The organism is Kitasatospora sp. NPDC059747, assembly GCF_042732955.1.
GTDB lineage: Bacteria > Actinomycetota > Actinomycetes > Streptomycetales > Streptomycetaceae > Kitasatospora.
This window is the reverse complement of sequence record NZ_JBHWGV010000050.1, coordinates 16762-29544: the sequence shown is the minus strand read 5'-3', so window position 1 is coordinate 29544 and position 12783 is coordinate 16762. Positions and strand designations below refer to the sequence as shown.

The following is a 12783-nucleotide window of genomic DNA, read 5'->3' as shown; positions in this document are numbered from 1 at the left end:
CCGGGGGGGTGTTTCGCGCGCACACAATTGTGCCCCCGGCGGCGGGGGGGGGGGGGGCGCGGGGGCCCGGCAGCTCGACCGCGTGGGCGCGGACGGCCGCCAGCCGCTCGGCGGTGACGTACTCGACGGCCGCGGTGAACAGGTCCTCGCGGGTCGGGAAGTGGTGCTGGGCGGCGCCCCGGGAGACCCCGGCGCGTTCGGCGACCACGGCGACGGTGGAGCCGTGCCAGCCGCGTTCGGCCAGACAGTCCACGGCCGCCGCGAGCAGCCGGGCGCGGGTGGCACGGCTGCGGTCCTGCCGGGGGGTGCGGACGGCGGAGTGGCTGGTCATCGGTGCTGGCGGTTCCTGTTCCGGTGGGGGCTCGGCGGGTCGATCCTCACAGCTGCGCCCTGCGTGCGGGTCAGCGGGCCGCCGCCTCTCGGGCTCGCAGTTCGCGGCGGAGGATCTTTCCGGCGGGGGACTTGGGGACGGCCTCGACGAACTCGACCGCGCGCACCTTCTTGTAGGGGGCGACCTGGCCGGCGACGAACGTGGTGACGTCCTCGGCGCTGAGCCTGCTGCCGGGCACCCGGACGACGAAGGCCTTGGGACACTCGGTGCCCTCGGCGTCCGTCACGCCGATGACGGCGGCGTCGGCGATCTGCGGGTGGCCCAGCAGGACGGCCTCCAGTTCGGCGGGGGCGACCTGGTAGCCCTTGTACTTGATCAGCTCCTTGACCCGGTCGACGATGTGCAGGTAGCCGCGGTCGTCGACGAAGCCGACGTCGCCGGTGTGCAGCCAGCCCTCCTCGTCGATCACGGCGTCGGTCTCGGAGGGGCGGCCGAAGTAGCCCTTCATCACCTGCGGGCCGCGGATCAGGAGCTCGCCGGGCTCGCCGGGCCCGAGGTCCGTCCGGGTGCCGTCCAGGGCGGTGACGCGCAGTTCCGTGGAGGGGACCATCCGGCCGACGGCGCCGGGCGAGGGGTCCGTGTCGTGCGGGGAGACGACGTGGGTGACCGGGGACAGCTCGGTCATGCCGTAGCCCTGGAGCAGGTGCGGCAGGCCGAGGCGGCGGGCGCAGGCGGCGGCGAGCTCGGTGTCGAGCGGGGCGGCGGCGCACAGCAGGTACTCGACGGAGGACAGGTCGAAGCGCTCCACCAGCGGGTGCTTGGCGAGGGCGAGCGCGATCGGCGGGGCCACGATGAGCGCCTGCACCCGGTGCTCCTCGATGGCGCGGCAGAACTGCTCCAGGTCGAAGCGCGGCAGCACGACCACCGCGGCGCCGCAGCGCAGCGGCTGGTTGAGCAGCGCGGCGAGGCCGTAGATGTGGAAGAACGGCAGGACGGCGAGCACCCGTTCGCCCGGCTCGGGGCGGTACAGGGCGTCCACCTGGCCGAGGTTGGTGGCGATCGAGCGGTGGGTGAGCATGACGCCCTTGGGCAGGCCGGTGGTGCCGCTGGAGTACGGCAGCACGGCGACGTCCTCGCCGGGATCGATCGGGACCTCGGGCACCGGGGCGGTGCTGGCGAGCAGGTCGGCGAGCGAGCGGTGGCCGTCGGCGCCGTCCAGCACGACGATCTCGCGCAGCGGGCGGCCCTCGGCGGCGAGCAGCTCGGCGGCCTTCGCGGCGGTGGGCAGGAAGTGGGAGACGGTGACCAGCCAGCGGGCGCCACTGTCGCGCAGCTGGCCGGCGAGCTCGTTCGGGGTGGCGAGGGAGGAGACGGTGGTGACGGTGGCGCCGGCCCGGGTGGCGCCGTAGAACGCCATCGGGTACGCGATCGTGTTGGGGCTGAAGAGCGCCAGCACGTCGCCCTTGCGCACGCCCGCGTCGGCCAGGCCGGCGGCGACCCGGCGCACGGACCCGGCGAGCTCGGCGTGGCTGACGGTCCGTCCGGTGAGGCCGTCGATCAGGGCCGGCCGGTCGCCGTACCGCTCGGCGTCGCCGAGCACCGCGTCGTGGATCGGCAGGTCGATCGTCGGTACGTCGGGGAAGTCGCTGAGGAACACCAAGGTAAGCCTCCACTAAGGAAGTTGAGGTGGATTCTGGACCGGCGACGGGTCTCGGGGGCGGGTCGGCCGGGGGCGCGTTCAGGAGCATACGGACAGCGGAGGGACGCTGGGCCATTGTGGGGAACGACGGCCGGAGCGCGCGTGGCACAGTTGCCGCCGGGGGGCGCCCGGTCGGACGGTGTGCACCACGGCCGCCCGCCCCCGGGAGCGGCCCCGGAACCTGGAGCACCCCAACCGTGAGAGCCACCTCCCCTACCCTGCCGCGCGGCCGCCGCCTGCTCGCCGCCGCCACCACGGCCGTCGTCCTCGCCCTCGGCGGGGCACCGCTCGCGTTCGCCGCACCGGGCGACAACGGCGACGTCAAGATCCACAACAGCACCACTCCGGTGAGCGACACGCGGGACGAGCCCAAGGTCTGCGTGTTCTACCTGGACGCGTTCAACTTCGACACGATCCAGCAGGTGAACTGGACGATCGAGCAGCAGCCGCCGACCGGCACGGCGCAGGTACTCGCCGGGTCGATCACGCTCACCAACGGCACCGGGAACACCGGCAACTTCACCCTGCCGGACGGGCACTACAAGCTCGACTGGACGTTCGTGGGCGAGAACGGGTCGGCCAAGCACAAGGTCTTCGACGTCTCGTGCGCCTCCTCGTCGCCCTCGCCGTCGTCGTCGCCCTCGTCGTCGCCGTCCTCGTCGCCGTCGTCATCGTCCTCCTCCTCGCCGTCACCGTCACCGTCACCGAGCGCGTCCTCCAGCACCTCCCCCAGCACCTCGCCCAGCCACTCGCACTCGCCCAGCGCCTCCCCCAGCGGCGGGCCCCACGGCGGGGTGCCCACCGGTGGCGGCGGCACCTCCGGGGCCAACGCCGCCGAGGTGATCGGCGGGGTCGCGCTGCTCGTCGGCGCCGGCGGCCTCACCATCCGCGCGATGCGCCGCCGTCCCGGGACCAATGCCGACTCCTGACCTCCCCTTCCGCGTACCGCGCGGCGGCCCCGGCCCGGTCACGGCCGGGGTCGTCGCGCTGGCTCTCGCGGCGGGCGGCATCTGGCTCGTCCACGTCGGCACCGACGGCCGGGACGGGCCGCCGCTGCCGGCGCCGGCCGCCACGGCCGTACCGGCGCCGAGCCCCGGCCGTCCGCCGGTGGCCACGCCCCCGCCGGTCCCGGCCCACCCGCCGCTGCCCGCCTCACCGCCGACCAGGATCCGGATCCCCGCGATCAAGGTCGACGCCCCGGTCATCGGCCTCGGGCTCAGCGCCTCCCGGCAGCTGAACCCCCCGCCGATGGACCAGCGCAACCTGGCCGGCTGGTATCGCGACGGCACGGCGCCGGGAGCGGCCGGCAACGCCATCACCATCGGGCACGCCGACAACCGCACCGGGCCGGCCGTCTTCTACCGGCTCGGGCTGCTGCGCCCCGGCGACACCGTCGAGGTGGCCCGCAAGGACCGGCGCACGGCGGTGTTCACGATCGACTCCGTCCGGGTGTTCCCGAAGAAGGACTTCCCGGACGCCCTCGTGTACGGCGCCACCGAGCGGGCCGAGCTGCGGGTGATCACCTGCGGCGGCAAGTTCGACCGGAAGACCGGGTACGAGTCCAACACCGTCGTGTTCGCCCACCTGACCGGCGTCAAGTGACCCGCCGTCAGTACGACTTCGGCAGCCCGAGGGTGTGCTGGGCGACGTAGTTGAGCACCATCTCGCGGCTGACCGGGGCCACCCGGCCCACCCGGGTGGCGGCCAGCAGCGCGCCCAGCCCGTACTCCTGGGTGAGGCCGTTGCCGCCGAGCGTCTGCACCGCCTGGTCGACCGTGCGGGCGGCGGCCTCGCCGGCCGCGTACTTGGCCATGTTGGCCGCCTCGCCGGCCGCGAGGTCCTCGCCCGCGTCGTAGAGCAGCCCGGCCTTCTGCGTCATCAGCCGGGCCAGCTCGATCTCCACCGCGCACTGCGCCAGCGGGTGGGCGAGGCCCTGGTGGGCGCCGATCGGGGTCGACCAGACCGTCCGCGTCTTCGCGTACTCGACGGCCTTGCCGAGGGCCTGGCGGGCGAGGCCGAGCGAGAACGCGGCGGTCAGGATCCGCTCGGGGTTGAGGCCCGCGAAGAGCTGGAGCAGGCCCGCGTTCTCGTCGCCGACGAGCGCGTCGGCGGGCAGCCGGACGTCGTCCAGGAACACCTGGAACTGCTTCTCGGGGGCGACGAGCTCCATCGGGATCGCCCGGAACTCGAAGCCCGGGGTCTCGCGCGGGACGACGAACAGGCAGGGCTTGAGCTTGCCGGTGCGGGCGTCCTCGGTGCGGGCGACGAACAGCACGTCGTCCGAGTGGTCGATGCCCGACACGAACACCTTGCGGCCGGTGAGCAGCCAGTCCTCGCCGTCGCGGCGGGCCACGGTGGAGATCCGGTGCGAGTTGGAGCCGGCGTCGGGTTCGGTGATGCCGAAGGCCATCCGGCGGGTTCCGTCGGCCAGTCCCGGCAGCCAGCGGCGCTTCTGCTGGTCCGTGCCGTACCGGGCTATGACCGTGCCGCAGATCGCCGGGGAGACGATCAGCAGGAGCAACGGGCAGCCGGCGGTGCCCAGTTCCTCCAGGACGATGGCGAGGTCGGTGATGCCGCCGCCCCCGCCGCCGTACTCGGCGGGCAGGTTGACGCCGAGGTAGCCGGCCTTGCCGGCGTCGGCCCACAGTTCGTCGGCGGGCTCGCCGGCCCGGGCCTTGGCCAGGTAGTACGCGGAGCCGTAGCGGCGGCCGAGGTCGCCGACGGCGCGACGCAGGGCCTGACGTTCGGGCGTTTCGAGGAGCTGACTGCCGATGGCGGACATGCGGGTCCTTCCTCAGGCCTCTTGGGCGACAGCGGTGGGTTTGACGACGGAGGGTTTGACGACGGAGGGTTTGACGACGGAGGGCTTGACGACGGAGGGCTTGACGACGGCGAGCAGGGTGCCGAGTTCGACCTGCCGGCCCGGGGTGGCGCGGAGTTCCACGAGGGTGCCGTCGGCGGGGGCGACGACGCGGTGCTCCATCTTCATCGCCTCCAGGAACAGCAGGGGCTGCCCGGCGGTGACGGTGTCGCCGACGGCGGCGGCGACCCGGATGACGGTGCCGGGCATCGGGGCGAGCAGGGCCCCCGGTTCGGTCTGGGCGGCGGGGTCGGGGAAGCGGGGGACGACGGTGAGGGCGGTCGTGCCGTCCGGGGTCTCGACGAAGACGTCCGGGCCGTAGCGGGCGACGCGGTAGGTGCGGCGGATCGTGCCGTGGCGGAGGGTGACGCTCTCCGGCGTGTGCTCGTGCTCGACGAGCTCGGTGTCCGGGTGGTCGTCGGCCCGCAGGCCGTCCCGGGTGAGGCGGTAGCGCACCTCCAACTCGCCTCCGTCGGTGGCCCGGTAGCGCTTGACCTGCGACTGGGACGGGAGGTTGCGCCAGCCGGACGGCAGCGGCGTGCGGCGCTCCGCCGCATCGGCGAGGGCGGCGGCCAGGGCCGCCCTCGCCGCGCCCTTGTCGTCCGGGGCGGTGAGGTCGGCCGCGTGCTCGGCGAGGAATCCGGTGTGCAGGCGGCCCTCCAGGAAGGCCGGGTGGCGCAGTGCTCGGGCGAGCAACTCCCGGTTGGTGGTGGGTCCGTGGAGCCGGGCGCGGGCGACGGCGTCGGCGAGGCGGCGGGCGGCGGCCGCGCGGGTCGGGGCCCAGGCGATCACCTTGGCGAGCATCGCATCGTAGTGCGGCGTGATGGTGCTGCCGTTCTCGACGCCGGAGTCGAGGCGGAGCGTGCCGCCGAACTCCTCGTGCGGGACGGTGAGTTCGAAGCGGTGCAGGATGCCGGTGGCGGGCCGGTGGTCGTGCGCCGGGTTCTCGGCGTAGAGGCGGGCCTCGATCGCGCAGCCGTTCGTGGGCGGGGGTGCGGCGGGGAGCTTCTCCCCCTCGGCGACGGCGAGTTGGAGCGCGACCAGGTCGAGTCCGGTGACGGCCTCGGTGACCGGGTGCTCGACCTGGAGGCGGGTGTTCATCTCCAGGAAGTGGAAGCGGCCGTCCTCCGCGAGGAGGAACTCGGCGGTGCCCGCGCCGACGTAGCCGATCGCGCGGGCGGCGGAGACGGCGGCCGCGTGCAGCGCGGTGCGCACGGCGTCGGGGATCCCGGGCGCCGGGGCCTCCTCGATCACCTTCTGGTGGCGGCGCTGCAGCGAGCAGTCGCGGTCGCCGACCGCCCAGACCGTGCCGTGGGCGTCGGCCATCAGCTGGACCTCGACGTGGCGGCCGGTGGGCAGGTAGCGCTCGCAGAACACCTCGTCGGAGCCGAAGGCCTTGGCGGCCTCGGCCTTCGCCGCTTCGATCTCGCCCGGCAGCTCCGCCAGCGAGCGGACGACGCGCATGCCCCGGCCACCGCCGCCCGCCGCCGCCTTGACCAGCAGCGGCAGGTCCGCCTCGGCGGGTTCGACGAGGGCGTCGAGGACGGGCACGCCCGCCTGCGCTATCAGCCGCTTCGCGGCCGTCTTGGAGCCCATCGCGGCGATCGCGGCCGGCGGCGGGCCGACCCAGGTGAGGCCCGCGTCGAGCACCGCCTGCGCGAACCCGGCGTCCTCGGACAGGAATCCGTACCCCGGGTGGACGGCATCGGCGCCCGCGTCCAGAGCCGCCCGGACGATCAGGTCGCCGCGCAGGTAGGTGTCGGCGGGCGCGGCGCCGGGCAGCCGGACGGCGGCGTCGGCCTCGCGGACGTGCGGGGCGCCGGCGTCCGGGTCGGAGTGCACGGCGGTGGTCGCGATGCCGAGGGCACGGCAGGTGCGGAACACCCGGCGGGCGATCTCGCCGCGGTTGGCGACCAGCAGGTTGGTGATCATTCCAGGTCCCCTTCTACCTTCTCCATCCGGCTTCTACATCCGGAAGACGCCGTAGCCGCGCGCGCCCTCGACCGGCGCGTTGTGGATCGCGGACAGGCAGAGGCCGAGCACCGTCCGGGTGTCGCGCGGGTCGATCACGCCGTCGTCGTAGAGCCGGCCGGACAGGAACGCCGGGAGCGACTCCGCCTCGATCTGCTGCTCGACCATCGCGCGGATCGCGGCGTCCGCGTCCTCGTCGTACGGCTGCCCCTTCGCAGCGGCCGACTGGCGGGCGACGATCGACAGCACCCCGGCCAGCTGCTGCGGGCCCATCACCGCGGACTTGGCGCTCGGCCAGGCGAACAGGAACCGCGGCTCGTACGCCCGCCCGCACATGCCGTAGTGGCCGGCGCCGTAGGAGGCGCCCATCAGCACCGAGAGGTGCGGCACCGTGGAGTTCGAGACGGCGTTGATCATCATCGAGCCGTGCTTGATGATGCCGCCCTGCTCGTAGTCCTTGCCCACCATGTAGCCGGTGGTGTTGTGCAGGAACAGCAGCGGGGTGTTCCGCTGGTTCGCCAACTGGATGAACTGGGCGGCCTTCTGGGACTCCGCGCTGAACAGCACGCCCTGCGCGTTCGCGAGGATCCCGACCGGGTAGCCGTGCAGGCGGGCCCAGCCGGTGGCCAGGCTCGGGCCGTACATCGGCTTGAACTCGTCGAAGTCGGAGCCGTCGACGATCCGGGCGATCACCTCGCGCGGATCGAACGGCACCTTGAGGTCGCCCGGGACGATGCCGAGCAGCTCCTCCTCCGCGTACTTCGGCGGCTCGGCGGACGCGTCCGGCCCCGGGCCCGGCTTGCGGTGGTCCAGCCGCGCGACGATCCGGCGGGCGAGGCGCAGCGCGTCCGCCTCGTCGACGGCGAAGTGGTCGGCCAGGCCGGAGGTGCGGGCGTGCATCTCGGCCCCGCCGAGCGACTCGTCGTCGGCCTCCTCCCCGGTGGCCATCTTCACGAGCGGCGGGCCGCCGAGGAACACCTTGGCGCGTTCCTTGACCAGCACGGTGTGGTCGGACATGCCCGGCACGTAGGCGCCGCCGGCCGTCGAGTTGCCGAACACCACGGCCACGGTGGGGATCCCGGCGGCGGACAGCCGGGTGAGGTCGCGGAAGAGGGCGCCGCCGGGGATGAAGATCTCTTTCTGGCTGGGCAGGTCGGCGCCGCCGGACTCGACCAGGTTGACCAGCGGGAGGCGGTTGTCGAGCGCGATCTCGTTGGCGCGCAGGGCCTTGCGCAGCGTCCACGGGTTGCTGGCGCCGCCGCGGACCGTCGGGTCGTTGGCGGTGATCACGCACTCGACGCCCTCGACGACGCCGATGCCGGTGACCAGCGCGGCGCCCACCGGGTAGTCGCTGCCCCAGGCCGCCAGCGGGGAGAGCTCCAGGAACGGCGAGTCCTCGTCGATCAGCAGCTCGATCCGCTCGCGCGGCAGCAACTTGCCGCGGGCGCGGTGGCGTTCGACGTACTTGGGGCCGCCGCCGGCCAGCGCCTTGGCGTGCTCGGCGTCGAGGGCGGCGAGCTTGTCGAGCATCGCGGCGCGGTGCTCGGCGTGGTCGGGCGCGGCCGGGTCGACGCGGGTGGGAAGGACGGTCACGACGCCTCCGTGCGGTCGAGGAGCGTTTCGGGGACATCGACACATCGGGCACGCAGCCACTCCCCCAGCGCCTTGGCCTGCGGGTCGAAGCGGTGCTGGGCGGCGACGCCCTCGCCGAGCAGGCCGGTGATGACGAAGTTGAGCGCGCGGAGGTTGGGCAGCACGTGCCGGGTGATGGGCAAGTCCTGGGCCTCGGGGAGGAGTTCGCGCAGCCGGTCGACCGTGAGGGTGTGCGCGAGCCAGCGCCAGCCCTCGTCGTCACGGGCCCAGACGCCGAGGTTGGCGTCGCCGCCCTTGTCACCGCTGCGGGCTCCGGCCACCAGGCCGAGCGGGGCCCGGCGGCTGGGGCCGGCGGGGAGCGGCTCCGGGAGCTCCAACGGCCCGTCGGCGTCCGGCGCTTGAGGGCCGACCTGCCCAGGGGGAATGCTCACGTGACGACCGTCCGGGAGGACGGCGGTGTGCTCCACGGCCTTCGCGTCGACGTACGCGGCGGTGAACACCCCGTACGGCGCGCCCGGGCCTGGAGGCGCGGTCAGATGGAAGCCCGGGTAGCCGGCAAGGCCCAACTCGACGGCGGCCTTGCCGAGTTCGCGCCCGACCTTGGACGGGTCCGGGTCCCGGGCAGTCAGGCGCAGCAGCGCGGAGGCGCACTCCTCGGTGGGCGCGTCCGGGTGGTCGGCGCGGGCGAGGGTCCAGGTCAGCTCGGCCGGGCGGCGGCCGGGCGGAATGGCCGCCTCCAACTGCCGCTGCACCAGCTCCGACTTGGCCTCGATGTCGAGCCCGGTGAGGACGAACACGACCTCGTTGCGGTGGCCGCCGAGGCTGTTGAGGCCCACCTTGAGCGTGGCGGGCGGCGCCTCGCCGCGCACACCGTCGACGCGGACCCGGTCGGGGCCCTCCTGGGTGAGGCGCACGGTGTCGAGCCGGGCCGTGACGTCCGGCCCGAGGTAGCGCGAACCCGTGGTCTCGTACAGGAGTTGGGCCGTGACGGTGCCGGCGGTGACGGCGCCACCGGTGCCCGGGTGCTTGGTGATCACGCTGGAGCCGTCGGCGTGCAGCTCGGCGATCGGGAAGCCGGGCCTCGTCACGTCGTGCTCCCGGAAGAACGCGTAGTTCCCGCCGGTGGCCTGCGCTCCGCACTCCAGGACGTGGCCGGCGACGACGGCGCCGGCCAGGGCGTCCAGGTCGGCCGGGGTCCAGCCGAAGTGGGCGATCGCCGGGCCCGCGACCAGGGCCGCGTCGGTGACCCGGCCGGTGACGACGACGTCCGCGCCCTCGGCCAGGCAGGCCGCGATCCCGAACCCGCCGAGGTAGGCATTGGCGGCCAACAGTCCATCGGGCAGCCCGAGTTCGGCGATGCGCGGGAGCAGGTCGTCGCCCTCGACGTGGGCCACGGCGGCGGCGATCCCGTACCGCAGGGCCAGCTTGCGCAGTTCGCCCGCGAGCCGGGCCGGGTTGAGCCCGCCCGCGTTGACGACGATCCGCACCCCGCGCTCGCGGGCGAGGCCCAGGCACTCCTCCATCTGCCGCAGGAACGTCCGCGCGTACCCCAGCGACGGGTCCTTCAGGCGGTCCCTGGCCAGGATGAGCATCGTCAGCTCCGCCAGGTAGTCCCCGGTCAGCACGTCCAGCGGCCCGCCGGTGAGCATCTCCCGGACCGCCGCGAACCGGTCCCCGTAGAACCCCGAGGCGTTCCCGATCCGCAAACCCGCACGCGCGCGCACCAATGCGCCTCCCCTGCCGGTGAGTTGACGGCCACCCGACGGCCACCGCCGGGCAGCAGCGTGGCACCGGCCGGAGAAAAAAGCAATCACGCCTGCTTGTTTTTAGCCTTGCCCGATCGACCGGGCGCAGGCTCCCGGTGTGACTGGAAGTCGTAGTTGGTTCGCGGCGGGGATGGCGTGCGGCCATTTCCCGCCGACCACGTACTCGTTCGCCTTTCTCGCACGTCGCGTTCCTCCAGGCACCCGGCAAGTGTCCGCTCTGAGAACGCACTTGGGGCCGGCGTGGCATCACGTCGGTCGTCACGGTGAGCGGACGGCGCTCGGGGCGCCTGTCGGTGGCCGGGATGATCGCCATGCGGCCCGGATCGCGTACCCGGCTGTGCCACCGTCTGGTCTCCCACCGGAGGGCAAGGGCACGCGGCGCAGCATGAACGAGAAGGACTTCATCGCCCTGATCGACGGTGTCCACCAGCTCGTCCGCGCGCCGGTCGTGTTGGTGTGGGACCGATTGAACACCCATGTCTCCCGCAGGATGCGGGAGTTGATCGACCAGCGCGAGTGGCTGGCAATGTTCCTGCTGCCCGCCGGCTCGCCCGACCTGAACCCGCCGAGTGGGTGTGGGCGCACGTCAGACGCAGTCTGGCCAACCTCGCTGTCGTGGCCCTCGACCGTCTGGAGAACCTCGTCCGCAACCGGCTCAAACGCCTCCAGTACCGGCCCGGACTTCTCGACGGCTTCGTCGCCGGAACCGCCCTCACCCTCGATATCCCAACGTCACCCTGACGAGCCGACGCCAGTAACGTCCACTCACGGGCGGAGAACGAGTTTGCCCTTCGATCGGCGCCCGAGTAGGTTCTCGTGCGCATCGCGGGCCCGGGACAGGTCGTATTCCGCTCCGACCAGGGGCCGTAGGCGACTCCGTGCCGTGAGGTCGAGCAGCTCCGCCAGTGCCACGCTGCCGGCGCCATCCCTGGCGAGGAGCGGGACGAGCCAGAAGCCGGCGACGGTGATGCTGTCCACCGCGAGTCGGCTCGGAGGGATCGCGGAGGCCGGCTGCCGGGACGAGGCGCCGTAGGTGACCAGTCGGCCGAGGTATCCGAGCGTGTCCAGGGCGCTGTCGAGGACGGAGCCTCCGATAGCGTCCAGGATGATGTCGACTGGGCGTCCGTGATTGGCGTCGAGGATCCGTTCCCGGTAGCCCTCCGCGTCACCGTCGATCGCCGCGTCCGCGCCAGCTTCGAGAGCGAAGGCTCGTTTGTCGTCGGACGACGCCGTGGCGATGATTCGCCCTGCTCCGAACTCTCGGGCCAACTGGACGACGAGGCTGCCCGTCCCGCCCGCGGCGGCATGGACCACCACGCTCTCCCCGGGTCTGATGCGCGCGACCGACCGCAGCAGATGCCATGCCGTCAGCCCCTGCACGAGAACGGCTAGCGCTTTACCCTCGCTCACATTCTCCGGCAAGGCGATCAGGTCGCGGTCGGCGACGACCGCCTGTGCGGCGTAACCGCCCTGCCGCACATAGCCGAGGACTCGTCGTCCAGCAGCCGTCCGGCCCACCACCTCCATGCCCGGAACACGTGGCAACGGGCCTTGAGGAGCGTATGGGCCGTCAGTGTGCTCGCCCGCGATCTGCTTGATGTCGCCGAAATTGACGCCTGCGGCGTCCACTTGGACCAGGGTCTCGCCCGGCCCTGCCACAGGGGTCGGCACATCGGCCTCCACGAGGACCTCGGGGCCGCCGAACCGCTCGTACCGCATGGCACGCATAACCAGTCTCTCCCACCACGGTCACAGATCTCATGAGTCCGACGTCCCCACACCGCCAACTGTCTCTCCCGCAGCGGGCCGCCTCTGACAGGGCGCCGTCATGCCAGGGTCAGGGTACAACTCCTGTCTCCGGCAACCTTCCGCACCTCGGGGGAACCTCACTTCCGAGAACGTACACCGACCGGTGAACTGGGAATCGGCACATCGTTCGCAGGCTCAACGCCTCCGAGAGGACCGTGGAGAACCACCTCAGCGGCGTCTACCCCAAACGTGGAGCGACCGGCAGAACCCAGGCCTTCCTCTGCACCCAACTCGTAGTTTTGCCGACTGAACGGACAGTACCGGGCAATGGGTTCAATCGGCCATGTGGCCGAGACAGGACCTTTCGAGAAGGACGCTCCTGTTAGACCATGGGCAGTACGAACAGTGCTATGGACGGGGAAACGGGGAGCATTGAAGGGCCATCATATAAGGAGAAAATGGGGAGACCTGATACAGAGTCTCAACCTTCGTCACCGGCGTTCCCTGTCGAATGCCCTGTCGGGATCCCCGTCTCCACCGCCTCCTCGCACGAGAGAAGCCCCTTTCCGGCCTCGGTGCCGCCCGGCGTGGGCGATCTCGTCAGCCGGCTCGAACGTTTCCTGCGGCACTGAGGTGCGCATCCGAGGCAACCACGCCACTCGCCCACGCCTTCAGGCGCGATCCGAGGAACCACGCGCTCGGCGCGCTGCCGGGTCGCTCCTTCATCGTGCCGACCGTCTCGGCCACGCACGTGACGGTGACCGAATGGTTCCGCCCGGCCGCGAAAGCAAGTCGCCGCCTGCCGAACAGGGTC

11 protein-coding genes and 1 pseudogene are annotated in these 12783 nt (G+C 72.6%); 5 read left to right on the top strand and 7 right to left on the bottom strand.

Features of this window, described 5'->3' with window-relative positions:
* The coding region (locus tag ACFV4G_RS22195) for a TetR/AcrR family transcriptional regulator (RefSeq protein WP_380442977.1) at positions 1–331 on the bottom strand (331 nt) is incomplete at its 3' end.
* 70 nt (positions 332–401) lie between these two features.
* On the bottom strand, positions 402–1991 hold the full coding sequence (locus ACFV4G_RS22190; protein ID WP_380442975.1) for a 4-coumarate--CoA ligase family protein: 1590 nt from the start codon (positions 1989–1991) through the stop codon (positions 402–404).
* A 236-nt stretch (positions 1992–2227) separates the two neighbouring features.
* Between ACFV4G_RS22190 and ACFV4G_RS22185 the strand changes: the two genes are divergently transcribed.
* Together ACFV4G_RS22185 and ACFV4G_RS22180 are read left to right on the top strand one after the other, a co-directional pair.
* Entirely contained in the window at positions 2228–2959 is a 732-nt protein-coding gene (locus ACFV4G_RS22185; protein WP_380442973.1) for a hypothetical protein, read from the top strand.
* The gene (locus tag ACFV4G_RS22180) at positions 2946–3632 is read left to right on the top strand and encodes a class F sortase (RefSeq protein ID WP_380442971.1); all 687 of its coding nucleotides are present in this window, start codon (positions 2946–2948) and stop codon (positions 3630–3632) included. The genes ACFV4G_RS22185 and ACFV4G_RS22180 overlap by 14 nt, the downstream gene beginning before the upstream one ends.
* 7 nt (positions 3633–3639) lie before the next feature.
* On the opposite strand, the gene ACFV4G_RS22175 is transcribed toward ACFV4G_RS22180, so the two are convergent.
* The 4 genes from ACFV4G_RS22175 to ACFV4G_RS22160 are packed head-to-tail and all read right to left on the bottom strand — an operon-like array spanning position 3640 to position 10178.
* Positions 3640–4812, bottom strand: a complete 1173-nt coding sequence (locus ACFV4G_RS22175; protein WP_380442969.1) for an acyl-CoA dehydrogenase family protein — start codon at positions 4810–4812, stop codon at positions 3640–3642.
* A gap of 12 nt (positions 4813–4824) precedes the next feature.
* Complete coding sequence (locus tag ACFV4G_RS22170; RefSeq protein WP_380442967.1) at positions 4825–6822, bottom strand: acetyl/propionyl/methylcrotonyl-CoA carboxylase subunit alpha; 1998 nt, start codon at positions 6820–6822, stop codon at positions 4825–4827.
* Positions 6823–6855: 33 nt separating this feature from the next.
* The gene (locus tag ACFV4G_RS22165; RefSeq protein WP_380442965.1) at positions 6856–8454 is read right to left on the bottom strand and encodes an acyl-CoA carboxylase subunit beta; all 1599 of its coding nucleotides are present in this window, start codon (positions 8452–8454) and stop codon (positions 6856–6858) included.
* Positions 8451–10178 carry an acyclic terpene utilization AtuA family protein gene (locus ACFV4G_RS22160; protein WP_380442963.1) on the bottom strand — a complete coding sequence of 576 codons (1728 nt, stop codon included), beginning with the start codon at positions 10176–10178 and terminating at the stop codon, positions 8451–8453. Before ACFV4G_RS22160 ends, ACFV4G_RS22165 begins: the two co-directional genes overlap by 4 nt.
* Before the next feature lie 172 nt (positions 10179–10350).
* Between ACFV4G_RS22160 and ACFV4G_RS22155 the strand changes: the two are divergent.
* Together ACFV4G_RS22155 and ACFV4G_RS22150 are read left to right on the top strand one after the other, a co-directional pair.
* Positions 10351–10725: pseudogene (locus tag ACFV4G_RS22155) on the top strand (hypothetical protein); the annotation flags it as partial.
* A 110-nt stretch (positions 10726–10835) separates the two neighbouring features.
* A complete protein-coding gene (locus ACFV4G_RS22150) occupies positions 10836–10961 on the top strand; it encodes a hypothetical protein (protein WP_380442961.1) in 126 nt (41 codons plus the stop codon).
* A gap of 24 nt (positions 10962–10985) precedes the next feature.
* Here ACFV4G_RS22150 and ACFV4G_RS22145 read toward each other — a convergent pair whose 3' ends face one another.
* Positions 10986–11939 carry a zinc-binding alcohol dehydrogenase family protein gene (locus ACFV4G_RS22145; RefSeq protein ID WP_380442959.1) on the bottom strand — a complete coding sequence of 318 codons (954 nt, stop codon included), beginning with the start codon at positions 11937–11939 and terminating at the stop codon, positions 10986–10988.
* A 212-nt stretch (positions 11940–12151) separates the two neighbouring features.
* On the opposite strand from ACFV4G_RS22145, the gene ACFV4G_RS22140 reads away from it, so the two are divergent.
* Positions 12152–12355: a hypothetical protein gene (locus tag ACFV4G_RS22140; protein WP_380443035.1), complete on the top strand. Its 204-nt coding sequence runs from the start codon at positions 12152–12154 to the stop codon at positions 12353–12355.
* The last annotated feature ends 428 nt before the right edge of the window (positions 12356–12783 follow it).